At 66.7% G+C, this 24,967-nt stretch carries 25 protein-coding genes; 11 read left to right on the top strand and 14 right to left on the bottom strand.

The features are described from left to right. Positions 1 to 60 precede the first annotated feature (60 nt). From EP380_RS16310 to EP380_RS16290, 5 genes are all read right to left on the bottom strand, one after another. On the bottom strand, positions 61 to 1,785 hold the full coding sequence (locus EP380_RS16310; RefSeq protein ID WP_106570696.1) for an AMP-binding protein: 1,725 nt from the start codon (positions 1,783 to 1,785) through the stop codon (positions 61 to 63). A gap of 189 nt (positions 1,786 to 1,974) precedes the next feature. Then, positions 1,975 to 2,673, bottom strand: coding sequence for an ATP phosphoribosyltransferase (gene hisG, locus EP380_RS16305; protein ID WP_127599363.1), 699 nt, complete (start codon positions 2,671 to 2,673; stop codon positions 1,975 to 1,977). Then, on the bottom strand, positions 2,670 to 3,788 hold the full coding sequence (locus tag EP380_RS16300; RefSeq protein ID WP_127599362.1) for an ATP phosphoribosyltransferase regulatory subunit: 1,119 nt from the start codon (positions 3,786 to 3,788) through the stop codon (positions 2,670 to 2,672). Before EP380_RS16300 ends, hisG begins: the two co-directional genes overlap by 4 nt. 43 nt (positions 3,789 to 3,831) lie before the next feature. Then, complete coding sequence (hisS, locus tag EP380_RS16295) at positions 3,832 to 5,391, bottom strand: histidine--tRNA ligase (RefSeq protein WP_127599361.1); 1,560 nt, start codon at positions 5,389 to 5,391, stop codon at positions 3,832 to 3,834. A gap of 114 nt (positions 5,392 to 5,505) precedes the next feature. Further along, entirely contained in the window at positions 5,506 to 6,144 is a 639-nt protein-coding gene (locus EP380_RS16290; protein ID WP_106570700.1) for a DNA-3-methyladenine glycosylase I, read from the bottom strand. A 224-nt stretch (positions 6,145 to 6,368) separates the two neighbouring features. On the opposite strand from EP380_RS16290, the gene EP380_RS16285 reads away from it, so the two are divergent. Together EP380_RS16285 and EP380_RS16280 are read left to right on the top strand one after the other, a co-directional pair. Next, on the top strand, positions 6,369 to 7,208 hold the full coding sequence (locus EP380_RS16285) for a L,D-transpeptidase (RefSeq protein WP_127599360.1): 840 nt from the start codon (positions 6,369 to 6,371) through the stop codon (positions 7,206 to 7,208). Between the two features lie 293 nt (positions 7,209 to 7,501). Continuing rightward, positions 7,502 to 8,368, top strand: a complete 867-nt coding sequence (locus EP380_RS16280; protein WP_127599359.1) for a bile acid:sodium symporter family protein — start codon at positions 7,502 to 7,504, stop codon at positions 8,366 to 8,368. A 6-nt stretch (positions 8,369 to 8,374) separates the two neighbouring features. Here EP380_RS16280 and glcF read toward each other — a convergent pair whose 3' ends face one another. From glcF to EP380_RS16250, 6 genes are all read right to left on the bottom strand, one after another. Beyond that, a complete protein-coding gene (glcF, locus tag EP380_RS16275; protein WP_106570946.1) occupies positions 8,375 to 9,682 on the bottom strand; it encodes a glycolate oxidase subunit GlcF in 1,308 nt (435 codons plus the stop codon). Positions 9,683 to 9,799: 117 nt separating this feature from the next. Then, a complete protein-coding gene (locus EP380_RS16270) occupies positions 9,800 to 10,180 on the bottom strand; it encodes a DUF4870 family protein (protein ID WP_106570703.1) in 381 nt (126 codons plus the stop codon). Positions 10,181 to 10,191: 11 nt separating this feature from the next. Then, the gene (glcE, locus tag EP380_RS16265) at positions 10,192 to 11,427 is read right to left on the bottom strand and encodes a glycolate oxidase subunit GlcE (RefSeq protein ID WP_127599358.1); all 1,236 of its coding nucleotides are present in this window, start codon (positions 11,425 to 11,427) and stop codon (positions 10,192 to 10,194) included. Next, positions 11,424 to 11,831 carry a type II toxin-antitoxin system VapC family toxin gene (locus EP380_RS16260; RefSeq protein WP_127599357.1) on the bottom strand — a complete coding sequence of 136 codons (408 nt, stop codon included), beginning with the start codon at positions 11,829 to 11,831 and terminating at the stop codon, positions 11,424 to 11,426. Before EP380_RS16260 ends, glcE begins: the two co-directional genes overlap by 4 nt. After that, positions 11,828 to 12,082 (bottom strand): AbrB/MazE/SpoVT family DNA-binding domain-containing protein, encoded by a 255-nt coding sequence (locus EP380_RS16255; RefSeq protein ID WP_106570706.1) that lies wholly within the window; start codon positions 12,080 to 12,082, stop codon positions 11,828 to 11,830. The genes EP380_RS16260 and EP380_RS16255 overlap by 4 nt, the downstream gene beginning before the upstream one ends. Positions 12,083 to 12,182: 100 nt before the next feature. Then, positions 12,183 to 13,679 carry an FAD-linked oxidase C-terminal domain-containing protein gene (locus EP380_RS16250; RefSeq protein ID WP_106570707.1) on the bottom strand — a complete coding sequence of 499 codons (1,497 nt, stop codon included), beginning with the start codon at positions 13,677 to 13,679 and terminating at the stop codon, positions 12,183 to 12,185. Positions 13,680 to 13,939: 260 nt separating this feature from the next. Here EP380_RS16250 and EP380_RS16245 point away from each other — a divergent pair, with 260 nt between their 5' ends. Further along, positions 13,940 to 14,935: a LysR family transcriptional regulator gene (locus tag EP380_RS16245; RefSeq protein WP_127599356.1), complete on the top strand. Its 996-nt coding sequence runs from the start codon at positions 13,940 to 13,942 to the stop codon at positions 14,933 to 14,935. A 143-nt stretch (positions 14,936 to 15,078) separates the two neighbouring features. Here the strand turns inward: EP380_RS16245 and EP380_RS16240 are convergent, their stop codons facing one another. Then, a complete protein-coding gene (locus EP380_RS16240; RefSeq protein WP_164749886.1) occupies positions 15,079 to 16,380 on the bottom strand; it encodes a DUF3422 family protein in 1,302 nt (433 codons plus the stop codon). Between the two features lie 170 nt (positions 16,381 to 16,550). Here EP380_RS16240 and EP380_RS16235 point away from each other — a divergent pair, with 170 nt between their 5' ends. Genes EP380_RS16235 through EP380_RS16215 form a run of 5 tightly spaced genes read left to right on the top strand, consistent with a single transcriptional unit; the run spans position 16,551 to position 20,999 of the window. Beyond that, positions 16,551 to 17,351: a FadR/GntR family transcriptional regulator gene (locus EP380_RS16235; protein ID WP_127599355.1), complete on the top strand. Its 801-nt coding sequence runs from the start codon at positions 16,551 to 16,553 to the stop codon at positions 17,349 to 17,351. Then, entirely contained in the window at positions 17,348 to 18,121 is a 774-nt protein-coding gene (locus EP380_RS16230; RefSeq protein WP_127599354.1) for a (Fe-S)-binding protein, read from the top strand. Before EP380_RS16235 ends, EP380_RS16230 begins: the two co-directional genes overlap by 4 nt. 22 nt (positions 18,122 to 18,143) lie before the next feature. After that, entirely contained in the window at positions 18,144 to 19,580 is a 1,437-nt protein-coding gene (locus tag EP380_RS16225; protein WP_127599353.1) for a LutB/LldF family L-lactate oxidation iron-sulfur protein, read from the top strand. Next, a complete protein-coding gene (locus EP380_RS16220; protein ID WP_127599352.1) occupies positions 19,577 to 20,248 on the top strand; it encodes a LutC/YkgG family protein in 672 nt (223 codons plus the stop codon). The genes EP380_RS16225 and EP380_RS16220 overlap by 4 nt, the downstream gene beginning before the upstream one ends. Positions 20,249 to 20,258: 10 nt before the next feature. Continuing rightward, complete coding sequence (locus EP380_RS16215; RefSeq protein ID WP_127599351.1) at positions 20,259 to 20,999, top strand: metallophosphoesterase; 741 nt, start codon at positions 20,259 to 20,261, stop codon at positions 20,997 to 20,999. Positions 21,000 to 21,003: 4 nt separating this feature from the next. Here EP380_RS16215 and EP380_RS23885 read toward each other — a convergent pair whose 3' ends face one another. Further along, a complete protein-coding gene (locus EP380_RS23885; RefSeq protein ID WP_275069011.1) occupies positions 21,004 to 21,135 on the bottom strand; it encodes a hypothetical protein in 132 nt (43 codons plus the stop codon). A gap of 264 nt (positions 21,136 to 21,399) precedes the next feature. After that, the gene (locus EP380_RS16210) at positions 21,400 to 22,098 is read right to left on the bottom strand and encodes a type 1 glutamine amidotransferase (RefSeq protein WP_127599350.1); all 699 of its coding nucleotides are present in this window, start codon (positions 22,096 to 22,098) and stop codon (positions 21,400 to 21,402) included. Between the two features lie 101 nt (positions 22,099 to 22,199). Between EP380_RS16210 and EP380_RS16205 the strand changes: the two genes are divergently transcribed. From EP380_RS16205 to EP380_RS16195, 3 genes are all read left to right on the top strand, one after another. Further along, a complete protein-coding gene (locus EP380_RS16205; protein ID WP_127599349.1) occupies positions 22,200 to 22,871 on the top strand; it encodes a hypothetical protein in 672 nt (223 codons plus the stop codon). 92 nt (positions 22,872 to 22,963) lie between these two features. Then, positions 22,964 to 24,115 carry a GGDEF domain-containing protein gene (locus tag EP380_RS16200; RefSeq protein ID WP_127599348.1) on the top strand — a complete coding sequence of 384 codons (1,152 nt, stop codon included), beginning with the start codon at positions 22,964 to 22,966 and terminating at the stop codon, positions 24,113 to 24,115. Between the two features lie 81 nt (positions 24,116 to 24,196). Further along, a complete protein-coding gene (locus tag EP380_RS16195) occupies positions 24,197 to 24,934 on the top strand; it encodes a 16S rRNA (uracil(1498)-N(3))-methyltransferase (protein ID WP_106570717.1) in 738 nt (245 codons plus the stop codon). Positions 24,935 to 24,967 lie beyond the last annotated feature (33 nt).

Here is a 24,967-nt window from a genome sequence, read left to right as displayed (position 1 = left end):
CAACGGTCGCACTGCAGGCGGCCCGGGCAGCGCCCGGGCCGTCGCCACGTCGAGATGCGTCTATGCCGTCTCGTCGACCGCCAGGCCGAGTTCCGCGACCATCGCCTCGCGCATGATGAATTTCTGCGGCTTGCCGGTAACCGTCATCGGCAGGTCTTCCTTGACCCGCACATAGCGCGGGATCTTGAAATGGGCGATCTGTCCCTGGCAGAAGGCGCGGATCTCGTCCTCGCTCGGCGCCTCGCCCGCCGCCACCACCCAGGCGCAGATCTCCTCGCCGTAGCGCGGATCCGGCACGCCGAACACCTGGACCTCGCGCACCTTGGGATGACGGTATAAAAACTCCTCGATCTCGCGCGGATAGACGTTCTCGCCGCCGCGGATGATCATGTCCTTCACCCGCCCGACAATGTTGCAATAGCCTTGCGCGTCGATCGTGGCGAGATCGCCCGTATGCATCCAGCCGTCGGCGTCGATGGCCTCGGCGGTTCTTTCCGGCTCGTCCCAATAGCCCTTCATCACCGAATAGCCGCGCGTGCACAACTCGCCCGAGACCCCCACCGGCACCGTCGCGCCATCCGCGTCGACAACCTTGACCTCGACATGCGGATGTACCCGCCCCACCGTCGAGACGCGTTTTTCCAGCGGATCGTCCACATGGCTTTGGAAGGAGACCGGGCTGGTCTCCGTCATGCCGTAGGCGATCGTCACCTCGCTCATGTTCATGTCGCGCTGCACCCGCTTCATCACCTCGACCGGACAGGGCGCGCCGGCCATGATGCCGGTGCGCAGGCTGGACAGGTCGAAGCCGGCGAAACCGGGATGATCGAGCATGGCCACGAACATGGTCGGTACGCCGTAAAGACCCGTGCAGCGTTCGCCGGCCACCGCCGCCAGCGTCGCCTCCGGGTCGAAACCCTCGCCGGGAAAGATCATCGCCGCGCCCTTGGTGACGCAGCCCAGCGTGCCCATGACCATGCCGAAGCAATGGTAGAGCGGCACCGGGATCGCCAGCCGGTCGGCCTCGGTGAAATTCATCGTCTGGGTGACGAAATGGGCATTGTTGAGGATGTTGCGATGGCTGAGCGTCGCGCCTTTCGGCGCGCCGGTGGTACCGCTGGTGAATTGGATATTGATCGCGTCGTCCGGATCGAGGCCGGCGCTCACCGCATCGAGCCGCGCGCGCTCCTCGGCCCCGCCGAGTTCCATCACCTCCTGGAAGCCGAACATGCCGGGCGAGCGCCCGTCTCCCATGCGGATGACGGTGGTGAGCGCGGGCAGGCGCGCCGCCTTCAGGCCACCCGGCATGGCCTCGTCCAGTTCCGGGGCAAGCTCGCGGATCATGCCGAGATAGTCGGACGATTTGAACACGGCCGCGGTGATCAGCGCCCGGCAGCCCACCTTGTTGAGCGCGTATTCCAGCTCGTAGAGCCGGTAGGACGGATTGATGTTGACCAGCACGACACCGATGCGGGCGGTCGCGAACTGCGTCAGCAGCCATTCGCGCCGGTTGGGCGACCAGATGCCGACCCGGTCGCCGCGCCCGATGCCAAGCGCCAGCAGCCCCGCGGCGAGCCGGTCGATCTCGTCGGCAAATTCCCGCCAGGTCAGCCGGGTCCCCTCGGCGCAGAACACGGCGGCCTCGCGCGCACCGAAGCGCGCCACCGTCTCAGCGAGGCGGGCGGGTATGGTCTGCTCCAGCAGAGGTCGCGTGCGATCCCCCACAACATGCGAAAGCCCGTCGACCGGCGTCAATACCGGTTCCCCGGCCGGGTGAATGGTCATGTCTGTCCTCCCTGACGCCGCCGACCTGCCATGCGCGGCTTTGGGAGGAGTTTAGCACCCGGCATTGCGGCCGCAATGCGCCGGCGTCGCTTCGAGGCGACGGGTCAAAGAGCTGGGAACCGGCGGCTCCGGCAAAGCGATGGAAAACCAGCGGACAATGGGAGGTTGAAGCCGAGTTCGACCCGGTGCCTAAAGCGCCCGTGCAACCTTGTCGCCGATCTCGGCAACCAGCGCCGCGTCGGCTGCCGGGCGCGCCTTCAGCGCCGTCACCAGGCACGCCTGCGATTTCAGGATGATGCCGTCGTCGAGCACGCGCAGATGATTGGCCTTCAAGGTCGAGCCAGTGGAGGTGATGTCGACGATCACGTCGGCCTGGCCGGCCGCCGGCGCGCCTTCCGTTGCGCCGAGGCTTTCCACGATCCGGTAGACCTGGATGCCGTGCATCTGGGAAAAGAACTGCTGCGTCAGTCGCCAGTACTTGGTCGCGATCCTGAGCCGGCGACCGTGACGCTGGCGGAAATCCGCCGCCACGTCGTCGAGATCGGCCATGGTGGCCACGTCGAGCCAGATATCGGGCACCGCGACCACGACGTCGGCACGGCCGAAGCCCAGCCGCGCGGCGATCGCGACCCGGGCCTGCCAGTCGGCCAGGCTCTCGCGCACCAGATCCTCGCCGGTCACGCCCAGATCGACGGCGCCGCGCCCGAGCTCGCTGGCAATCTCCGAGGCCGACAGGAAGGCGACCTCGATGTCGTCGCGGCCGTCGATACGGGCGCGGTAGCGACGCGTATCTTCCGGTTCGACGACCGGCAGGCCGGCGCGCGCGAACACCGCCATCGCCTCCTCGCGCAGGCGCCCCTTGGACGGCAGGGCGAGCGTGACGGTCATGGCGCGGCCTCCCGCAGGCTCTCGATCCGGTCGAGCCAGACCGAAAAGCCGACGCCGGGTATCGGGTCTTGCGCGCCCAGAAGCGTCAGCAGCCGGTCGTAACGGCCGCCGCCGACAAGCGGCCGCTCGCCGCCTGCGGCCGAGATCTCGAAGACGAGCCCGGTATAATAGTCGAGCGGCCGGCCGAAGGCGGCGTCGTAATGGACACTCGCGCCGGTCAGGCCGTAACCCGCGATCGCCTCGGCGCGGGCGGAGAAATTGTCGAGCGCGGTTCCCAGGGAGATGCCGGCATCGCCACCGAACGCCTCGAGCGCGGCGGCCGCGTCGCCAAGTGGCACGTGGATCGCCAGAAAACGCTTCAGCGCCGCGAACGCCTCGGCCGACAGCCTGACGCTTCTCAGTTCGGCTTTTTCGATCAGCCGGCGCGCGATCTCGCCCGGCGTGCGCCCGAGCGCCGCCGACAGGTCGGCCTCCTCCATCCCGGCTGCGATATGCGCCGCCAGCCCGTCATGGTCGCCATCGGCGACGAAGGCGGCGACCGGCGCCGGCAGGGCGACGTTTTTCGGCGGATCGGCGAGGTCGGCGAGTGCCGCCTCGAGCTGGTCCGGCGCGCCGAAGGCGCGGGCAAGCCGCATGCGCCAGCCGCGCGGCAGGCCGAGCGCGGCGAGCACGGCCTCGAAGATCGTCTGGTCGCCGAGCGTGACCGAAAGCGCATGTCCGGGCAGCGTTCGCTCAAGCAGCGCATGCGCGTCGGCCAGCGAACGCGCGTCGGCGGTTGCCATGTCGGCCTCGCCCAGATCCTCGATGCCGGCCTGGAAGAACTCGCTGCCGCCCTCGCGGCGCTGGCGGAAAACCTCGCCGAGATAGGCATAGCGGCGCGGCGTGCCGGCGCGGCTTTCGATATGGTCGAGACAGACGGGAATGGTGAATTCGGGCCTGAGGCACAGCGTCTCGCCGGTTTCGCTCTCCGTCAGGTAGATGCGCCGGCGCAGATCCTCGCCGGCCATGTCCAGAAACGGCTCGGCCGGCTGCAGCATCGCCACCTCGACCATCGCCGCGCCGCGCTCGGCAAACACGGCCGAAATATCCTCGGCAAAGGGCGGACGCGCCGTCATGACCGCCCGGCTCCGGCCGCGCGCGAAAAGACACAAGCCCGCATCACCGGCCGTCCCGCTCCTTGGCCTGTGCGTCGAGAATGCGCGCAACCGTGGCGACAAGCTCGGCTTCGGGCACCGAGACCTGCGCCACGCGCGCCTCGCGCCATTCCTCGTTGCTGTCGATTTCGGCCGAAAGCCGGGCGCCCTCGAGCAGGTCCTTGACCTGCACCTCGCCCCGGTCGCGCTCGTCCGCGCCCTGGATGACGGCGACCGGACAACCGCGCCGGTCGGCATATTTGAGCTGGTTGCCGAATTTCTTCCAGTTGCCCTGATACATCTCCGCGCGGATGCCGGCGGCGCGCAGCGCCTGGGTGAATTGCTGGTATTTCGCCATCGCCGCCGTGTCGCCGTCCATGACGGTGACCAGAACCGGCGGCCGCACCGGATCCTGGCCGAGCTTGCCCAGATTCTTCAGCGCGGTGGCGAGCCGCGACACGCCGATCGAAAACCCGGTCGCCGGCACCGGCTGGCCGCGAAACCGCGACACCAGCCCGTCATAACGCCCGCCGCCGCCGACCGAGCCGAAGCGTACGATCTCGCCCTTTTCGTTGGGGATCTCGGCGGTGAGCTCGGCCTCGTAGACCGGACCGGTGTAATATTCGAGCCCGCGCACGACCGAGGGGTCGATGCGAATCCGATCCGGGCCGTAGCCGGCGGCTTCCACAAGAGATGCTATCTGCTCCAGTTCGGAAGCACCCTCGCGCGTCATCGCTTGCAGCGCTTCGAAATTGACCGGCGTGCGATCGGGGTTTTCGCTTCTCAACGGACTGCGATAGCGGCCTTCTCTGACTTCCTGGAGAAAGCCCTCCTTCCCGACGAAATCGATGATGATCGCGGCCTGCGTCTCATCCAGCCCGGCGCCTTTGGTGAAATCGCCCTCGCCCTCGCGCCCGCCGTCCCAGCGGCCGGGACCGAGCAGAAGCTTGACGCCTTCCGGTCCGAATTTGTCGAGCTTATCGATCGCCCGCAGCACGGTCAGCCGGCGGCTGGCATTTTCCGCGCCGCCGAGCCCGATCGCCTCCATAACCCCGTCGAGCACCTTGCGGTTGTTGACGCGGATGACGTAGTCGCCGCGGGCGATGCCGAGCGCCTCCATCACGTCGGCCATCATCATCGCCATTTCGGCGTCCGCCGCCACCGAGGGCGCGCCGACCGTGTCGGCGTCGAACTGCATGAACTGGCGGAAGCGGCCCGGGCCTGGCTTTTCGTTGCGAAACACCCAGCCGGCGCGATAGGTGCGGTAGGGAAGCTGGATGTCGTTGAAATTCTCCGCCACGTGGCGCGCCAGCGGCGCGGTCAGGTCGTAGCGCAGCGACAGCCACTGCTCGTCGTCGTCCTGAAACGAAAACACGCCCTCATTCGGCCGGTCCTGGTCGGGCAGGAACTTGCCGAGCGCGTCGGTATATTCGATCAGCGGCGTTTCCACCGGCTCGAAGCCGTAGAGCTCGTAGACTTCGCGGATCCTGCCGCACATTTCCTCCACCGCGCGGATATCGGCCGGTGCGCGGTCGACGAGGCCGCGCGGCAGCCGCGCTTTCATTTTCTGGGGTTTGCCGCTCATGTCGTGCTGCGTCCAGGCGATGGAGTGAACCGTATGGCGTGAAATGTTTCTTCAACAAAGAAACGACAGCCGGCGTGTAACCGATGCGGCAGGGAGCGGCAAGGGTCGGGCCGGTCAGCCCGGCCGGGCGAACTGCTCGCGTTCGAGCTCCACCACCTTCCGGCACACGCAGCCTTCGATATGGTCGTTGACCAGCCCCATCGCCTGCATGAAGGCGTAGACCGTGGTCGGGCCGACAAACGACCAGCCGCGCCGCTTCAGCTCCTTGGAGATGCGCGTCGAGGTCGCCGTCTTCGGATTGGCGAGAAGCGTGGCATAGTCGACGACGGCCGGCCGCTCCTCCGCTCCCGGCTCGAACGACCAGAACCAGGCCGCGAGCGAGCCGGCCTCGTCGGCCAGTTCGCGCGCCCGGCGGGCATTGTTGATGGTGGATTCGATCTTGCCGCGGTGGCGCACGATGCCGGCATTGGTCAACAGCCGCTCCACGTCGCGCTCGGTATAGAGCGCCAGCCGGTCGATGTGGAAATTCTCGAAAGCCTCGCGAAAATTCTCCCGTTTTCTCAAGATGGTGATCCAGGAAAGCCCGGCCTGAAATCCTTCCAGGCAGATTTTTTCGAACAGGCGCCGGTCGTCGGCGACCGGGCGCCCCCATTCATGGTCGTGATAGTGCTGGTAGAACGGGTCGTTGCCGTGCCAGAAACAGCGCAGCGCCCCGTCCTCACCCGCGATCAATCCGCTTTTCTGCTCGTCCATGCACTCGAAATCCGTCCGTTAACGCGCCTGGGGCCGGCTTTAAGCGCGCCTTTACCAGATTCCTGAACCGGCCGGTAACCACACCGGACTCTTTCCTGACAGATCGGCATTTTAACGAACCGGATTCACCATTCCGACTCTCCGCGCCGCCACAATCGCCGTTGCTTCCGGGCGTCCCCTCGTTACGCGCCCGGTCATCAGACGAAATGTGGAGAGTACGTCCGATGCGAATCCTGTCCTTGTTTGCCGGCGCCGCCGCCGTCGCCCTTTTGGTTTCGGGTGCGGCGGCCGGCGAGCGCTACGGAAAACGCCCGCCGCTGACGGTCAGTCCCGATCTGAGCGCGCCCTGGGTGATGCAGTTGCAGAGAAAACCGACCCTCGACCGGTCGAACACGGCACGCCGCATCGGCAATGCCGAGGCGATTGCGCGCGCCCGCCGGACGATGGACCAGCAGCGCCCGGCCTATGTGCGGCGCGGCGGGGTCGTTTACGACCGCGGCGCGCAGGTCCGTTTCGCCGAGCCGCGCGCGACGCGCGCCCATCGCAATCGGCCGCTGGAGACGGCTGCCGTCGCCCGGCCGGCGCAAAAGCCGGCGCAGCCGCAGATGAACCCGATCTATCTGCCGCAGACGGTCGATTATGGCGGGCCGGAAAAACCCGGCACCATCGTCATCGATACCACCCAGAACTTTCTCTATCTCGTCCAGCCGAACGGCAAGGCACGCCGCTACGGCGTCGGCACCGGCAAGCCCGGCTTCGAATGGGCGGGCACGCACAAGGTTACCCGCAAGCGCGAATGGCCGGACTGGCGCCCGCCGGCCGAGATGATCGCCCGCGAGCGCAAGAAGGGCCGCGTCCTGCCCGCGCACATGAAGGGCGGGCCGGCCAATCCGCTTGGCGCGCGCGCGCTTTATCTCGGCTCCACGCTCTACCGCATCCACGGCACCAACCAGCCCTGGACGATCGGCCAGGCGGTGTCCTCGGGCTGCATCCGCATGCGCAACCAGGATGTGATCGAGCTTTACGAGCGCGTCGGCGTCGGCACCCAGGTCAAGGTGATCTGACACCGACATAACGAGACTCGATTTTCGCGGCGGGGGCAGCCGGTCGCAGCGCGACCGGCGACGACGCGGCGAAGGGGCGGTGTGCCGAGGGGGCGCACCGCCCCTGTTTTTTGGCCTGGCGCCTCTCTTCAAATATTAGCTTTCCCTCATTCAGAAATCTGATGTAGGCAGGTCGCGGGAGAGAAACGGCGACGATTCGCCGGCCCGCGCATGGCTAGGCCCAGGCGCGGGGATGTTGAACAGGCATGCGATGCCCGACCGCCGGGCGGGCGCGTGCCGCAGGGAGGGAACCCATGGACATCATCCTGTCCGTCTTCTTGCCGTTGGCGCTCGCCATCATCATGTTTTCGCTCGGGCTCGGCCTCACGCTCGCGGATTTCGCGCGCGTGGCGCGCGAGCCGAAAGCGTTCGCGCTCGGCGCCGTCGCACAGCTTTTGCTGCTGCCGCTGATCGCCTACCTGACCGTGATCGGCTTCGGGATTTCGGGCGAGCTGGCGGTCGGCCTGATGATCCTCTCCTTCTGCCCGGGCGGCGTGACGTCCAACATCCTGACCCGCTTCGCCAAAGGCGACCTCGCCCTGTCGATCTCGCTGACCGGTGTCATCAGCCTGGTCTCGGTGGTCACCGTGCCGGTGCTCGTCGGCCTGACGGCCGGCCATTTCCTGGGTGTCGACGCCCCGCCGGTCGATGTCACCGCGCTCGGCGTCGCCATGTTCGCCATCACCGCCGTGCCGGTGGCGATCGGCATGCTGGTCCGGCGCTTCGCCGCCGGCTTCGCCGATGCCGTCGAAACGCCGGTCTCTCACCTTGCGACGGGGTTATTTTGCATCGTCGTCGTGGGCGCGCTGGCCTCCAACTGGACGGTGTTCGTCGACAATCTGCCGGTGCTCGGCCCCGCCGTCGTCGCCCTCAACGTGGTCATGCTGGCCATCGGCACGGCGCTGGCGCGCGGCGGCGGGCTCAATCGCGGCCAGTCCTCGGCGATCGCCATCGAGACCGGCATCCAGAACGCCACGCTCGGCATCACCGTCGGCTCGCTGATCAGCGAGCAGGCGACCGGCCTGCCGCCCTTTTCGCTGCCGTCCGGCGTCTACGGCATCACCATGTATCTGGTGTCGATCCCGTTCGTGCTGTGGCGGCGGCGGCTCGCCCCGGCCTGAAGCCGGTCAGGCGGCCGGCAGGCCGGCGGGTTTCGGCCCGCCATAGGCCCAGTCGAGCAGTTCGACCGTGTGCACCACCGGCAGGTCGGACCCGGCCCCGATCTGGGTCATGCAGCCAATATTGCCGGTCGCCACCAGCGCCGCGCCCGTCGCCTCGATGTTTTTCACCTTGCGCTCGCCCAGCCGGGCCGCGATCTCGGGCTGGAGGATGTTGTAGGTGCCGGCCGAGCCGCAGCACAAATGGCCCTCGCGCGGCTCCTTCACGGCGAAGCCGGCCCGGCTTAGGAGCGCCTTCGGCTCCCTAACGATCTTCTGGCCGTGCTGCATCGAGCAGGCCGCATGATAGGCGACCGTCAGGCCGCACGGCGCGTCGGGTTCGGGCAGGTCGAGGCTCGCCAGATATTCGGTGACGTCCTTGGCCAGAGCCGACACGCGCGCCGCCTTATCCGCATAGGCCGGGTCGAGCCGCAGCATGAACCCGTAATCCTTGATCGTCGTGCCGCAGCCCGACGCGGTGATGACGATCGCGTCGAGGCCGCCTTTGTCGAGTTCGGCCGTCCAGGCGTCGACATTGCGCCGGGCCGCGTCCAGCGCGTCCGCCTCGCGGCCCATATGGTGCACCAGCGCGCCGCAACATCCCTCGCCTGCGGTGACCACCACCTCGACCCCGAGCCGCGTCAGAAGCCGGATCGCCGCATCGTTGATGCCGGGATCGAGCACCGGCTGCGCGCAGCCCGAAAGCAGCGCCACCCGCCCCTTGCGCTCTCCCCGCGCGCCGCGCACGCCCGGCTTCGCCGAGGCGGACTTTTTCGGCACGCGTGCCGGGGCGAGCGCCAGCATGGCGCCGAGCGGCTTCAACGGCCCGATCCGCCGGAAAAACCCGGCGAACGGGCGGCCGAGGCCGGCCAGCGACAGCGCGGCGCGAAACCGCGCCGGATAGGGCAGCACCATGGCGAGCAGGCGCCGCGTCAGGCGGTCGGTCAACGGCCGGCGATAGGTCTTTTCGATATGGGCGCGGGCGTGATCGACAAGGTGCATGTAATTGACGCCGGACGGACAGGTCGTCATGCAGGCCAGGCACGACAGGCAGCGATCGACATGGGTGACGATCTCCTTGTCCGCCGGACGGCCGTTTTCCAGCATGTCCTTGATCAGGTAGATGCGCCCGCGCGGACTGTCGAGTTCGTTGCCGAGCGTCACATAGGTCGGGCATGTCGCGGTGCAGAAGCCGCAATGCACGCATTTGCGCAAAATGGCCTCGGATTCGGCGATATGGGGGTCGGCGAGCTGTTCGGGGGTGAAGGCGGTCTGCACGTCAGGTCCTGGATCGGGGAAGAAAAATAGCGGCGGCGGGCACGGCGACATCCGTCTCGCCCGGCGGCGGCGATGCCGCCGATGCGGGCAGGTCCGCGCCCCTTCCCCCGACGGCCATCAAATCAACCAGCTTTCCGGATTGTCGATCGGCTCCTCGCGGGCGGATTTCTGCAGGCCGATGACGATGCGCACGATCGCCCACACCGCGACCGCGATCATCAAGAGGAAGCCGATGCCGATCACCGCCAGCACCACGCAGATCACGCCGTAAAGCACGCCGATCCAGAAGGTGCGGATCGCCCAGGTATAGTGCGTTTCCACCCAGCCGCCGGCCTTGCCGCGGTTCATGTGGGCGAGCACGATGCCGATCAGCGCCGTCACGCCGATGGCCAGGCTGACCAGGTAAAGCACGTAGATGATCTGGATGTTGGTCTTGCCGGCCTCGAGCCAGCGATCGGTCTGCCGCGGCTCGTTCGGACCGGAATTCATGTCGCTCATCGTTTGTCTCCTCAATCTTGCGCTTCGAGGCTAGCAGAACTGCCGGCGGGATACATCCGCCCCGGATTGAGAACGTTGTGCGGATCGAATTGGTTCTTCAACCGCGACGAAAGCGCGGCCAACGGCGCCGGCTGCGGCTGAAACACGGGCACGGACGACCGCCAGGCCGGCCCCGCCCGCACCAGGGTGGCGTGGCCGCCGCCATGCGCGGCAACCAGCGCGCGCACGATGTCGGCCTCGGGCTCGCTGTCCATGCGCAGCCATACCAGCCCACCCTGCCAGTCGTAGAACGCATCGGCCGCCGCCTGCATCCGGAGCGCCATCACCAGCGCGTGCCCGCGCGTCGGCGGCACGGAAACGCGCCAGACCGGACGCTCGGTGCCGTCGCAAAACGGCGCCGCATCGCGGATTTCGCGCCAGAGCGTCCGCGAGACCTGATCCTCGAGCGTCTCGATCTCGCCGCCCTCGAACAGGCTCGCCAGCACGTCGCGGCGATAGGCGACCGACGGGCCGAACCCTTCCAGGCGCAGCAGCGTCGATGCCGCGCCGGCAAGCGCGCCGGCGATCACGGATCCGGTCACGCTCTCGGGCAGATGCGCGGCGCCGGACACCTCGCCGGCCGAGCCCATGGCCGCCGCCATCGCCATCGCCGCGTCCGCATCGCTCAACCCGCGCAGGACAAGCGTGGTCTCGGTCTCGGCCGCCGGCAACACCTTGAAGGTGACGTCGGTAACGACGGCGAGCGTGCCCCAGGACCCGGCCATCGCCTTGGACAAATCGTAGCCGGTGACGTTCTTGACCACGCGCCCGCCCGATTTAAAAGCCTCGCCGCGTCCCGACACGGCATGAATGCCGAGCACGTGGTCGCGCGCCGCCCCGGCCTTGATGCGGCGCGGGCCGGCAAGATTGCCGGCCAGCACGCCGCCGATCGTGCCGCGCCCGGCCGGGGCGCCGAAAAGCGGCCCGTAATCGAGCGGTTCGAAGGCAAGTTGCTGGCGCTTTTCGGCCAGCAAGGCCTCGATCTCGGCAACCGGCGTTCCGGCCCTGGCCGACAGGACCAGTTCCTCGGGCTCGTAGAGGGTGACGCCCGACAGGGCTGACAGGTCGAGCGCGTGCTCGGTCTGCGCCGGCCGGCCGATGCCGCGCTTTGTGCCGTGGCCGAGGATTTCCAATGGCGCGTCCTCGCCGACGGCCCATTGCACGGCGGCAAGGACGTCCTCGGCGCGGGAGGGGGAAAATACGGTCATCGGATCGCGTCCACCAATCGTGCATCGATTCCAGATCTTGCCAACAAGCTTACGGCCTTCCGGTCGAACGACACGAACGTCTCCCCACCCATCGATGCGCCAGCCAGCGCGATCGCGCCATCGGCGAAATCGCCACCGGCCTCGAGCAACACCAGCCCGGCGGCCACAGCCGCATCATCGACCGAAACATTGGCCCGGTCGCAAACCATCCGGATCGACCGCGCGACCTTGTTCGGCGGGATGGCATATGTCGCCAGGAGAACCCACGCGAATTCGCACAGACAGGGCAACGGGATCACAACTGTTTCCGCCGCCTCGAGCAATTCTAGCGCCCTGTCTGCCTGAGAGACGTCGTCCCGAACGACAAGCCGCACCAGAATATTGGTGTCGACCGTGATCCTCACTTCGACAGTCCCGCCCAGCCCTTCGCGATTGCCTCATTCATCTCTTCGATCGTTGCGACGTTCCCGGTCTCCTCGGCCAGCATTCCATAGATATCAGCCCACGGGCCTTTCGGCCGCGCAGCCCTGATCGACAGCGCGCCATCGGGCAATTGATAAACCTCGATTTTCTGCCCCGGTGCGACACCGAGATGTTTCAACAGTTCCTTTTTCAAAGTCACTTGGCCCTTGGCGGTCACCGTAAGCATCGTCATCGCATCACCTCTCGGCTAAAGTAAGGCGAAATTGCCTTACTTTCAAGCAAGAGCCAGTGCCCGGCCCTTTGCCGGATATTTTGCTTGAGCAGCATCGCTGTCAAAACCGCGGAATGTCGGGAAACGGGATTTGGCCGCGATGGATGTGCATGCGACCGAGTTCGGCGCAGCGCCGCAATTGTGGAAACACCTTTCCCGGATTGAGCAGGTGCTGCGGGTCGAAGGCGCATTTGACGCGCATCTGCTGGTCGAGATCGATTTTGGAGAACATTTCGCCCATCAGGTCGCGTTTTTCCACGCCGACGCCGTGCTCGCCGGTCAGGACGCCGCCGACCTTCACGCACAGCCGCAAAATGTCGGCACCGAACTCCTCCGCCTTTTCCAGCTCGCCCGGATTGTTGGCGTCGTAGAGAATCAGCGGATGCAGATTGCCGTCGCCGGCATGAAACACGTTGGCGACGCCGAGCCCGTATTTTTGCGACAGCGCGCGCATGCCGGCCAGCACCGTCGGCAGCGCCTTGCGCGGAATGGTGCCGTCCATGCAGTAATAGTCGGGCGAGATGCGCCCGACGGCCGGAAACGCCGCCTTGCGTCCGGCCCAGAACGACAGCCGCTCCTCCTCCGAGGTCGAGATGCGGCTGGTCACCGCGCCGTTCTTGGCCGCGATCGCCTCCACCTGGTCGATCAGATGGTCGATCTCGGGGCCCGGCCCGTCGAGCTCGACGATCAGCAGCGCCTCCACGTCGAGGGGATAGCCGGCCTGGACGAAATCCTCCGCCGCGCGGATCGCCGGCCCGTCCATCATTTCCATGCCGCCCGGCACGATACCCGCGCCGATAATGTCGGCCACGCACTGCCCGGCCGCCTCGCTGGAGGAAAAGCCGACCAGCATGGCGCGCGCGGCCTCCGGCTTTTTCAGGATGCGCACGGTGATCTCGGTGACGACGCCGAGCAGCCCTTCGGATCCGGTCATCAGGCCGAGCAGGTCGTAGCCCTCCGCGTCGAGATGGCTGCCGCCGAGCCGCACCACCTCGCCCGACATCAGCACCATTTCGACACCCAGCACATTGTTGGCCGTCAGGCCGTATTTCAGGCAGTGGACGCCGCCGGCGTTCTCCGCGACATTGCCGCCGATCGAACAGGCGATCTGCGAAGACGGGTCCGGCGCGTAATAAAACCCGTCCTGTTCGACGGCATGGGTGATGGCGAGATTGGTCACTCCCGGCTGCGCGGTGACCGCACGGTTGGCGTAATCGATGTCGAGAACACGGTTGAAACGGCTCATCACCAAAAGCACCGCGTCTTCCAAAGGCAGCGCCCCGCCCGACAGCGACGTGCCGGAGCCGCGCGGCACCACGCGGATGTTGCGTTCATCGCAATATTTGAGGATCCGCGCCACCTGCGCCGTGGTCTCCGGCAGCACAACCACCAGGGGAAGCTGGCGGTAGGCCGTCAACCCGTCGGTCTCGAAGGCGCGCATCGCGTTGACCGTGTCGACGACCCCCTCGCCGGGAACGATGATTCGCATGTCGGCAACGATTTCGGCGCGCCGCGCCAGCGTCGCGGCGTCCGCTTCGGGCATCACAAGGCCGGACATGATCTCACCTCCAACTGGTCAAAAGTGTTTACCAGTTTTGCGGAGCGACGCAAACCATCTGTCTAAATCTCGCCTGGAAATGAGTTTGTTCACAGACGGTTCATGTCACAACCGCTCTTGATAACGGTTCAACGCCGGTCGCCACCATGGGTCCGGCAAGCGAAATACGGTGTGGCAGGACAAAACACCCAAAACACGGGATCGTGAACCACTGATCGATTTCACCGTATTAGCATCAGTCAGACAAACCATGATGTTCCATGACAAATATTGCCGATCTTGAGATTTTTTCACGTGTGGTTTCAGCCGGCAGCCTGTCGGGAGCGGGACGCGAACTGGGGCTGTCGCCGGCGGTCGTGTCCAAAAGACTGCGCAAGCTGGAAGACCGGCTTGGCACAAGGCTCTTGCAGCGCACCACGCGCCAGGTCGCGCTGACGGAGGCCGGCCAGGGGTTTTACGAGCGCGTCGTCGCCATCATTGCCGGCATCGAGGAGGCAGAGGCGTTCGTGACGCGACGTTCCACGCAGCCGCGCGGCACCTTGAAGATTTCCGCACCGACCTCGTTCGCACGCATGCACATCGCTCCGCATCTCGGCGCCTTCATGCGCGAAAATCCCGACCTGTCGATCAATCTCGTCTTGTCGGACGATTTCGTCGACATTGTCGGCGACGGCTTCGACCTTGCCATCCGCATCGCCGAACTGTCGGATTCCAGCCTCGTGGCGCGCCGGCTCGCGCCGGTCGAGCGGGTGCTGGTCGCCGCCCCGTCCTACCTGTCGGAGCATGGGTTGCCGCAATCGATCGAGGATCTGGAACGGCATGTCTGCCTGCCCCAGCACAACAACGAGGCCTGGCGGCTCGAAGGTCCGCACGGTCCGGTCGTCTACCGGGCCGAAGGGCCGCTGCAGACCAATTCCAGCGAAGTCCTGCGCGAAGCGGTGATCGCGGGAATGGGCCTCGCCCTGCGCTCGACCTGGGATATCGGCGCCGAGATCGCCTCGGGCCGGCTGGTGCGGGTCATGCCGGAATTCGCCGCCTCCAAGAGCGTGGCCATCCACGCCGTCTATCCCTCGCGCCGCTTCCTGCCGGCCAAGGTGCGGCTTTTCATCGACTATCTGGCCGGCCTCTACGGCCCCGTGCCCTATTGGGAAACGACCCCGGACGGCGCCGGGTCGACGCCGGTCGACGGCGAAGCCCTCGCGCACACGCCGAGGCCGAACGGCAGCGCAGGACGCCCCAACGGCGCGCGGCCCTGATCGCGGAACCCTCAAGAACACCGGTTCCAGGCCGACCGGCCTGAAGATGTCTTGTCGAAACCGAGCGTCGGTCTCGCAGTTCAAAAACGCGTCAAAACAATAAGGTGGAGCCGGTCTGCGAGTCCGCGAAAAGCAAAACGGCTCTAGTCGACGTGACGGCGGCGGATACGCCGCACCAGCCACCACACCGCAAGCACCACCGGCACGACGGCGAGCGCGGTCGTCTGCTCGGGCTTGAGCGGCAGGCCGAGATCGACCGCGCCCTTGGCCAGGTAGCCGGCAAGCCCGACCACGTAATAGGACACGGCCGCCACCGACAGTCCCTCCACGGTCTGCTGCAATCTGAGCTGGAGCTTGGCGCGTCGGTTCATCGAGCCGAGAAGATCCCGGTTCTGGCGTTCCACCTCGACGTCGACCCAGGTTCTGAGCAAATTCGCCGCGCGCGCCAGCTTGCGCGACAGATTGGCCTGCCGTTCCTCGATCGAACGACACGTGCGCATCGCCGGCGCAACCCGTCTTTGCAGAAACCCCGACCAGGTGTCGTAGCCGGGCACGGCCTCCTCGGCGAGCGCGGCCAGCCGCTCCTCCACAATGCCGTGATAGGCGCGGCTGGCGCCGAACCGGTAGAGGCTGGCCGCCGCGTCCGCCTCCAGCTCGGCGGCAAGCTCGGTCAGTTCGTTCAACTGTCCCTCGCTGTCGCGGCGTTCGCCCGAGCGCATTTCGCCTGTGAGTTGCGCCAGCCTGTCCTCGATACGGCGTATGCGCGGCGACAGCGACTGTGCCAGCGGCAGGCCGAGCATGGCCAGCGTGCGATAGGTCTCGATGTCGAGAAGCCGTTGCGCCAGCGCCCCCACCCGCGCCGAGGTCAGCCCGCCGTCGAGCAGCAGGATACGCGTCAGGCCGTCGCCGTCCTGACGGAAATCGGTGGCGACCGCCGCCTTGCCGCCCTCGACGAGCGAATAGCACAGGCTCGCCGGATCGAAGTTTTCGATCAACCGCTCGGCGCGCGCGTCCCAGGGGCGAATATCGATCCGCACGCCCGAAATCACCGTTCCCGGCGCCGAAAATCCGTGTCCGAACGGTCCGGCGTCCCCCTGGTCATCGCCGCCGTTCGGCGGCCCCTCCCAGAAATAGGTGGAGAACTCGGTATGGCGCTCCCAGCGCAGCGTGCCACGGCCCCATTTCATCGCATGGTGGCGGGCCTGGCGATCCGGCGGCGCGACGCCGAGCCGCCGCGACAGCTCGGCAAGGACGGCTTGGTCGAGCGTGCTGCCGCCCTCTGTCATGAAGGCGAGCTGGACAAGCCGGCGCGGCGTTTCGATCGGCGGATGCGGGCGCGCATGCACCTCGCCGAGCGCCCCGGCCCGGCCGCCATAGGCCGGCAATCCCATCACGCTGCCGGAAAGCGAGCTCTCTTGCTGGGTTCCGGTCTCGTCGTCACGCATCGGTGTTTCCGCCTCCCAACGGCAAGACCAGCTTAATCGATTGACACCACCCGTCCATGCGGCATGGCGCCTCCGCCGCGCCTGCTTGTCCCGCAAAGTGGATAAAAAAATTGACCAGTGCGGCGAGTGTTTCTAAGACTGGGGCGATTGTCACTTGCCGGACGGTACTCTTGCACGAGGTCTACACCCGAATCCAGCATGCCCGCACCGCCGACGAGGTCGTGCGCCGCATCGAGGATCTCATCCTCGAGGGCGTCCTGCGGCCGGGCGACCGTCTGCCGGGCGAACGCGATCTGTCGAGCCGGCTCGATGTCTCGCGGCCGATCCTGCGCGATGCGCTCAAACAACTCGAGACGCGCGGGCTGGTCGTCTCGCGCCACGGCGACGGCACCCGGGTCGCGGACCTCATCGGCGAAGTGTTCACGGCGCCGGTGATGGATCTCGTCGCCACCCACGGCAAGGCGATCGCCGACTATCTGGAATATCGACGCGAGATCGAGGGCATCGCCGCCGGCTTCGCCGCCGCCCGCGCCACCGAAGACGACCGCGCCCTCTTGTCCGACATTCTTGCGCGCATGCGCCAAGCGCACGGTCACGCCGATTTCGAGCGGGAGGCGGCACTCGACGTCGAGTTCCACAACACCGTCGGCGAATGCGCCCACAACATCATCCTCCTGCACACGCTGCGTTCGTGCTACCGGCTCCTGGCCGACGGGGTCTTTTTTAACCGCGGGCTGATCTATGCGCTGCCCGACGCGCGCGATACGCTGCTTCAACAACATGTCGCCATCGGAGAGGCGGTCCTAGTGGGCGACCCGGACAGGGCCGGCCGGGCCGCGCGCGACCATATCGATTTCGTGGAGAAGGCGATGAGCGAAGCCGAACGCACCCAAAACTGGCAGAAAATCTCGCGTCTGCGCTCGTTGCAGCGCGCGGCCGGGCAGAAGCCCGCGCAAGGAGGCGAGCGTTGAGCGATTCTGGTCAAGCACGGCCGAAGGTCGGCCTGTTCGTCACCTGTCTGGTCGACCTGTTCCGACCCCAGGTCGGCTTCGCCGCCGTCAAACTGATCGAGGAGGCGGGCTGCGACGTCGACGTGCCGATGGCCCAGACCTGCTGCGGACAGCCGGCCTATAATTCCGGCGACAGCGCGGACGCGCGCGACATCGCGCAAGCCACCATCCGCGCCTTCGAGGGGTTCGACTATGTCGTGGCGCCGTCCGGCTCCTGCGCCGGCATGCTGAAAAAGCACTATCCGCAGCTTTTCGCCGACGACCCGGACTGGCGCGCGCGCGCCGAGGCGTTTTCTGTCCGGGTGCACGAGCTGGTGAGCTTCCTGACCGACATCATGGGCCTGGACGCGGTCGCGGCCGCCCACCCGGCCACCGCCACCTATCACGATTCCTGCTCGGGCCTGCGCGAACTCGGCATCGCCGCCCAGCCGCGCGCGCTGCTCGCCTCGGTCGAGGGGCTGACGCTGAAGGAAATGCGCGATCCCGACGTGTGCTGCGGTTTCGGCGGCACGTTCTGCGTCAAATATTCCGACATCTCCAACGCGATCGTGGAGAAAAAAACCCAGACCATCGAGGCGAGCGGGGCCGAGCTGCTTCTGGCCGGCGATCTCGGCTGCCTGATGAACATGGCCGGCAAGCTGAAACGGCAAGGCTCGGCGATCGAGGCGCGCCATGTCGCCGAGGTCCTCGCCGGCATGACGGACACCGCACCGATCGGCGGCAAAGGTTAATCCATCCACGGGGCCGAACGCCATGGAAGTCACTTCACCGACATTCAAGCAGAACGCGGTCCACGCGCTCCACGACGCCCAGCTTCAAAAGGCGCTCGGCAATGTGCGCGCCGGCTTCATCGACAAACGCCGCAAAGCCGCCGATGCGCTGCCCGAGTTCGACGCGCTGCGCGACGCCGCACGCGACATCAAGGACCACACGCTCGCCCATCTCGACCTCTATCTGGAGGCCTACGAACAGAAGGTGACGGACTCGGGCGGCCATGTGCACTGGGCCGAAACGGCGGAGGACGCGCGCCGCATCGTTCTCGACATCTGCCGCATGCAAAACGCCCGCACGGTCACCAAGGGCAAATCGATGATCACCGAGGAGATCGCGCTCAACGATTTCCTGCAGCTCGCCGGCATCAAGGCGGTGGAAACCGATCTCGGCGAATACATCATTCAGTTGCGCAACGAGCATCCCAGCCACATCATCGCCCCGGCCGTGCATGTGAACAAGGATCAGGTGGAAGCCGATTTCCGCCGCGTCCACGACTACCTGCCCGACGATCGCGACCTGACCGAACCCGAAACCCTGCTCGACGAGGCGCGCCGCGTACTGCGCGCCCAATATTTCGAGGCCGAGGTCGGCATTACCGGCGCCAATTTCCTCGTCGCCGAAACCGGCAGCTCGGTGATCGTCACCAATGAGGGCAATGGCGACCTGACCCAATTGCTGCCGCGCGTGCACATCGTAATCGCCTCGATCGAGAAAATCGTGCCGACGCTCAACGATGTCAGCCAGATCCTGCGCGTGCTGGCGCGTTCGGCGACCGGCCAGGACATGAGCGTCTACACCACCTTGTCGACCGGACCGCGCCGCAAGGGCGATCCGGACGGACCGGAGCAATATCACGTAATCCTGCTCGACAATGGCCGCACCTCGATGCTCGGCACCGAGTTCCAGGACATGCTGCGCTGCATACGCTGCGGCGCCTGCATGAACCATTGCCCAGTCTACCACGCCGTCGGCGGCCACGCCTATGGCTGGGTCTATCCCGGTCCGATGGGCGCGGTTCTCACCCCCTCGCTGATCGGCGTCGACAAGGGCGGACATCTGCCCAACGCCTCGACCTTCTGCGGCCGCTGCGAAAGCGTGTGCCCGATGCGCATCCCCCTGCCCAAGATGATGCGGCATTGGCGCGAGCGCGAATTCGAGCGCGGCCTCAACCCGGCCACCCAGCGCTACGGCCTGAAAATCTGGGCCGCCTTCGCCAAGCGTCCGCGGCTCTATAATTTTGTCACCTCGATGGCGATCCCGCTGCTTGCCTTGTTCGGCGGGCGCAAGAAGCGGTTCTCGTTTCTGCCTCTGGCCGGCGGCTGGACCAGGCACCGCGACCTGCCAGCTCCGGAGTCGCGAACCTTCATGCAGCAATGGCGCGAACGCGAAAGCGGCAAGCAGAGGGCGGCGGCATGAGTGCGCGCGATGCGATCATGGGCAAGCTGCGCAAGACGCTCGGCGCCGGGGCCGACGATGCAACCCGGCGCGAGACGGTCGCGAAGCGGCTGGCGAAACCGCCGAAAGGCATCGTGCCCGAGCGCGGCCAGGGCAGCGACGCCCACAAGGTCAAGCTGTTCTGCCAGATGGCCGAGGCGGTGGCGGCCAGCGTGACGCGCGTACGCTCGCCCGAGCGCGTGCCGAAAACGGTCTCGGACTATCTGCGCGCCAAAAACCTGCCCGCCTCCGTGCGCATGGGCGCCGACCGCCGGCTGAAGGCGATGCCTTGGGACAAGCTGAAATCGTTGGAGCTGAAATATGGACCGTCGGACGGTTTCGACGAGGTCGGCGTCAGCCATGCCTTCGCCGGCATCGCGGAAACCGGAACGGTGGCGCTGCTGTCGGGCAAAGACAATCCGTCCACGGTGAATTTCCTGCCCGAGCATCATATCGTGGTGGTGGACGCCAAGGACATTGCCGGCGACCTGGAAACCGTGCTTTCCGGCCTGCGGCGCAAATTCGGCAAGGGCGGCATGCCGCGCACCCTCAATTTCGTCACCGGCCCGTCACGCTCCGGCGACATCGAGCAGAAGATCATTCTCGGCGCGCACGGCCCGCGCGCGCTGCACCTGATCGTCGTCGGCTGAGGCCGCCGTCGTGACCGGCGTGCATTTCCTCGACGCCGCCGCGCCGGACGGCATCCGGCTCTACGCGATCGGCGACGTGCACGGCCGGCTCGACCTGCTGCGCGCCATGCACGGCCAGATCCGCGCCGAACTGATGCGCGACAAGCCGGCCGACTGGCGCATCGTCCATCTCGGCGACTATGTCGACAGGGGCCCCGACTCCAAGGGCGTTCTCGCCTTTCTCGCCGAGCGCATGGCGGAGGACCCGCGTATCGTCGCCCTCGCCGGCAATCACGACACGAATTTCCGCACGTTTCTCGACGATGGCGACACGAGCGGCCTGTTTAGTCGCTATGGCGGCATCGACACGGCGCGCTCCTACGGGATCGCAGCCGATTTCTCGAACCCGGCCGCGGCCGAGAAAAGCCGCGCTGCGCTCGCAGTCGCGGTCCCGTCAGCCCACAGGAACTTTGTCGACGGCCTGCCGCGCTCGGTCGCGTTCGGCGACTTCTTTTTCTGCCATGCCGGCATCAGGCCCGGGGTGTCGCTTGCCGACCAGGATCCGCATGACCTGATCTGGATCCGCGAGCCGTTCCTGAGCCATGCCGGCCTGCACGAAAAAGTGGTGGTGCACGGCCACACGCCGCAGGACGAGGCCGAAATCATGCCCAACCGCGTCAATGTCGACACGCTCGCCTATGCCAGCGGGCGCCTGACGGCCTTTGTCGTGGACGGGCACGAAAAGCGCCTTCTGGAAGCCCGCACGGATTAAAAGATCAGTTCCGGCCAGCGCCGACGCCGTAGCCGTCGGTGACGAGATGGCCCGAATGGGCGTCGGCCGAATAGATGCCGATCCCCCAGATCGCGATTCCGGAGAGCATGAGGAAGGAAAGGAGCGCAGCTTTCACGGGCGTCATCGTCTCTGTTGTCTTTCTTCGTATTAAAAATGATCGTGGTTACGATTCGGTTGCAGAAAATCAGAAATATGTAACAGGCCTTTGTCTCCACCCTCGCGACGCCGCCCTCCGGCGGGGTCCCGGCAGGAGAGCCATGCCCTTAATGCGCTAACCCGTCCGGGGCTAGTCTTCTGTGAAGCGTTCCACATGCGGGTGAAGAAGGCGTATCAAAAATGCCACGCAACGCGTCCGCCCAGCGGCAGCTTCGATGACGTGTCAGATCACGCTCGCCCAGGCCCGTGCCAGGGCAAGCCCCGCCGCGTCGGCCGCCGGCCCATGGCGTTCGGCTTCGCGCTCGAACCGGGCCGGCCAGTCCGGTTGCCTTTCGGCGAGATCCTCGCGAAACACCGCGTTCCAGCGCCGCACCAGCGCCCTGTCGGCCTCGAAATGAAACTGGATGCCGTAGCCGGCGCGACCGACGCGGAAGGCCTGGTTTTCGGCCGCGCTGTTCCTGGCCAGCCTGAGCGCACCCGGCGGCAGGGTGAACGTGTCGTCGTGCCATTCGAAGACCGGGAACCGGACCGGCGCGACACGCAACACGGGGTCGCTGTCGCCATCCCGCGTCCGGTCCACAACCCGCCAGCCAAATTCGGTCGCCGCACCAATCAGGTTGCGCCCGCCCATCGCCCGGGCAAGCACCTGCGCCCCAAGGCAGATGCCGAGCACGGCCCGATCGGCAACCACGAAATCGTGCATCAGACGGGCAAGCTGCGGCAGATAGGGATGGTTTTCATCGTCGAGCGCGTTCTGGGCACCGCCGAGAACGACGAGCCCGTCATGCCCGCGTTCCGTTCCGGGCAGGCGGTCGCCGGCGAAGGTTCGGCAAACCTCGATTTCCGCCCCGGCTTCCGCGAGGGCGCGCGCGACCAGTCCCAGGCTGGTTTCATCGAAATTCTGGACGACGAGAACGCGCATCGGACGGGATAGAACCGAATTCGGGTGGCAGCGACGTCGCCCAGCGATACCATGCCCCGGCTCAGACGCAAACGCCGGATCGCGATCGGGGAAACGAAGACATGCCGCTGCAGAACCGCGTCGATCCTTTCGGCCAAATCCGGGCCACGGCCGCGCGCGGGCTTTTTACCGGCAATCGCGGCATCCTGCACGACCCCGAGACCAGGACGCTGACGGCCAAACGCTGGACCACCAAGGCTTGGATCGTGTGTTCATGCGCGTTTGGCGGCCGCCGGCGCGTGGTGATGGGGCGCAACGCGCCGTCCGGCAATGCCGGCTGGACCGAACTGTTTTTTCTCGACGAGGCGACCGCGCTGGCCGCCGGCCACCGACCGTGCTTCTTTTGCCGCCGCGAGGAGGCCACAACGTTCGCTTCCTGCTTCGCCGCCGGAAACGGCCTCGACGCGGCGCGTGCGCCGGCAATCGACGCCCTCCTCCACCGCGAGCGCCTGACCCCGCCGCACGAACGTCTATCCGTCTGGGGCGACGCCGTCCGCACCCTGCCCGACGGCGCCATGGTGGCGCACGACAAGCAGGCCCTGCTGGTTGTCGGCGGCGCGTTGCGGCGCTGGAGCTTCACCGGATATGGCCCCGCGCCGGCTTTTTCGAGCCGTCCGGATACACGGCTGCGCCTGGTAACGCCGCCGGCCACGCTCGCCGCGCTCAAGGCCGGCTACAAACCGGTCCTGCACGAAACCGCCCGCACGGGGTCTTCGGCAGCACCCACCGCTTAACGGCCGCGAAACCATGCCGCGTAACGTGACGGTAGGGCGGACCGCGTAAATCTGCTGCATCCGGACGAACAGATACGCATTTTACGGAGGGCATGGTGGGGCTGGACAGTTTTACGCTTTTCGCCGCCAATGCCGTCGTGCTCGCCTTGATGGCTGTCGCCTTCCATTTCGCCAGGCGCAGCAATCCCGACCAGGCCTATTGGCACTCCTGGTGTGCCGGCAATCTGCTGCTGGCCGCGGCGCTGGTGTTCTTCATGATCCCCGCGCGCCTGCCCGAGACACTGTCGATGATCGTACCCAACGGGCTGCTGCTTGCCGGCTTCGGCCTGCGCTGGCGCGCCGCGCGCGAGTTCAGCGGGCGCGCCAGCCCCGCGCGCAGCACCTGGGCGCCGACCGTCCTGTTCCTGGTCCTGTGCGCCATTCCGCCGGTCGCCGGTTCCTATGCCACCATCTACAGCATCGTGAACATCCTTCTGGCCACGCTCGCCGGCGCGGCCGCCTGGGAGTTCTGGCGCGACCGCGCCGACCAGCTGCCGTCGCGCTACGGGCTGGTCGCCGCCTACGCGCTCTTGTCCTTGTCCTTCGCCGCACGGGTGGTGCAGGGCCTGTTCGTGGGCGACGGTTTCGACGCCTATCTTCCCTACGACGCCATGCTCACGCTGCACCTGATGATCGCGCTGCTGCACACGCCGGCAAGCGGCGCCTTCGCCCTGTCGATCGCCTATGAACGGACCACGGCGAAACTGCGTCACGCCGCCGCGCATGATTCGCTGACCGAACTGCTCAATCGCGGCGCCTTCGAGCGCGAAGTCGCCGCGCGGATGCGCCGCGACGGCAATGCCGGCCAGGCCGTGCTCCTGCTCGACATCGACCGCTTCAAGCGCGTCAACGACCGCTACGGCCATGCCGCCGGCGACGCCGTCCTGCGCGCCTGCGCCCGCGTGGTGGAGGAGGTGGCGGGTCGGAACGCGCTGGTGGCGCGCATCGGCGGCGAGGAATTCGCGGTTCATCTGCACGGCGCCACCGCGCACGAGGCCGAGCAGGCGGCCGAGCGCGTTCGCATCGCCGTCCAGGCGGAACCCGTCACCACCGGCGAGCACACGCTCACCATCACCGTGAGCGTCGGCTGGTTCTGGCACGACGATGCCGGGCTCGGCCTGGAGACGATGCTGCGCCGGGCCGACGTCGCGCTCTATCGCGCCAAGCAGACCGGCCGCAACCGCGTCGAGCGCCTCGCCGCGTAGCCGGTCGCAGCCGCAGCGCGCGCGTCTTTACCGGGCAGAACCGCTCTTGACCGCCGCGGCCGGCACGCGCATTGCTCGCCCATGCGTGCCAACTATACGATGCAGCGGCTGTTCCTCGACGCCGATCTGACGCCTGAGGCGACCGTCGCGGTGAGCCCGAACCAGGCCCATTATCTGCTCAATGTTCTGCGCATGCGCGAGGGCGCCGAACTGCTGGTCTTCAACGGACGCGACGGCGAATGGCGGGGCCGGCTTGCCGCAAGCGGCAAGAAATCCGCCAGCCTGTCCCTGATCGAGCAGACGCGGCCGCAACCCGCGCCTACAGATCTCCTTTATTGTTTCGCGCCGCTGAAAAAGGGCCGGCTCGACTACCTGGTGCAAAAGGCGGTGGAAATGGGCGCCGGCGCGCTCGCCCCGGTCATCACCCAGCACTGCCAGATGCACAAGCCGGGTATCGAGCGGCTCAGGGCCAACGCGCTCGAAGCGGCCGAGCAATGCGGCATCCTTGCCGTGCCCCCCGTTCACGCCCCCGTCAAGTTCGACCGGCTTATTGCCGACTGGGACCCCGGACGGCGGCTGATCTTCTGCGACGAGAGCGCTGAAACCAACAACCCGCTGACCGCCCTGCAGGCGCTTGAGACCGAGCGGATTGGGCTGATCGTGGGTCCCGAAGGCGGTTTTTCCGACGCCGAACGCCGCACCCTGCACGCCCTGCCTTTCGTTACCGCCATCCCGCTCGGTCCGCGCATCCTGCGCGCCGACACCGCCGCCGTGGCGGCGCTGGCCGTCATTCAGGCAACGATCGGCGACTGGCGCTAAGCCATGGCCTGCCGAAGGGGCGCTCGGCCTGGC

It is taken from the genome of Nitratireductor alexandrii (assembly GCF_004000215.1).
GTDB classification, from domain to species: Bacteria; Pseudomonadota; Alphaproteobacteria; order Rhizobiales; family Rhizobiaceae; genus Mangrovimarina; species Mangrovimarina alexandrii.
Note: the sequence above shows the minus strand (reverse complement) of the source record. Positions and strands in the feature narration are given on the sequence as shown.

Bases quoted from the DNA above. Each gene is read 5' to 3' on its own strand.
- EP380_RS16310 (WP_106570696.1), bottom strand. From the start codon at position 1,785: ATGACCATTCACCCGGCCGGGGAACCGGTATTGACGCCGGTCGACGGG.
- hisG (WP_127599363.1), bottom strand. From the start codon at position 2,673: ATGACCGTCACGCTCGCCCTGCCGTCCAAGGGGCGCCTGCGCGAGGAG.
- EP380_RS16300 (WP_127599362.1), bottom strand. From the start codon at position 3,788: ATGACGGCGCGTCCGCCCTTTGCCGAGGATATTTCGGCCGTGTTTGCC.
- hisS (WP_127599361.1), bottom strand. From the start codon at position 5,391: ATGAGCGGCAAACCCCAGAAAATGAAAGCGCGGCTGCCGCGCGGCCTC.
- EP380_RS16290 (WP_106570700.1), bottom strand. From the start codon at position 6,144: ATGGACGAGCAGAAAAGCGGATTGATCGCGGGTGAGGACGGGGCGCTG.
- EP380_RS16285 (WP_127599360.1), top strand. From the start codon at position 6,369: ATGCGAATCCTGTCCTTGTTTGCCGGCGCCGCCGCCGTCGCCCTTTTG.
- EP380_RS16280 (WP_127599359.1), top strand. From the start codon at position 7,502: ATGGACATCATCCTGTCCGTCTTCTTGCCGTTGGCGCTCGCCATCATC.
- EP380_RS16270 (WP_106570703.1), bottom strand. From the start codon at position 10,180: ATGAGCGACATGAATTCCGGTCCGAACGAGCCGCGGCAGACCGATCGC.
- glcE (WP_127599358.1), bottom strand. From the start codon at position 11,427: ATGACCGTATTTTCCCCCTCCCGCGCCGAGGACGTCCTTGCCGCCGTG.
- EP380_RS16255 (WP_106570706.1), bottom strand. From the start codon at position 12,082: ATGACGATGCTTACGGTGACCGCCAAGGGCCAAGTGACTTTGAAAAAG.
- EP380_RS16250 (WP_106570707.1), bottom strand. From the start codon at position 13,679: ATGTCCGGCCTTGTGATGCCCGAAGCGGACGCCGCGACGCTGGCGCGG.
- EP380_RS16245 (WP_127599356.1), top strand. From the start codon at position 13,940: ATGACAAATATTGCCGATCTTGAGATTTTTTCACGTGTGGTTTCAGCC.
- EP380_RS16240 (WP_164749886.1), bottom strand. From the start codon at position 16,380: ATGCGTGACGACGAGACCGGAACCCAGCAAGAGAGCTCGCTTTCCGGC.
- EP380_RS16225 (WP_127599353.1), top strand. From the start codon at position 18,144: ATGGAAGTCACTTCACCGACATTCAAGCAGAACGCGGTCCACGCGCTC.
- EP380_RS16220 (WP_127599352.1), top strand. From the start codon at position 19,577: ATGAGTGCGCGCGATGCGATCATGGGCAAGCTGCGCAAGACGCTCGGC.
- EP380_RS16210 (WP_127599350.1), bottom strand. From the start codon at position 22,098: ATGCGCGTTCTCGTCGTCCAGAATTTCGATGAAACCAGCCTGGGACTG.
- EP380_RS16205 (WP_127599349.1), top strand. From the start codon at position 22,200: ATGCCGCTGCAGAACCGCGTCGATCCTTTCGGCCAAATCCGGGCCACG.
- EP380_RS16200 (WP_127599348.1), top strand. From the start codon at position 22,964: ATGGTGGGGCTGGACAGTTTTACGCTTTTCGCCGCCAATGCCGTCGTG.
- EP380_RS16195 (WP_106570717.1), top strand. From the start codon at position 24,197: ATGCGTGCCAACTATACGATGCAGCGGCTGTTCCTCGACGCCGATCTG.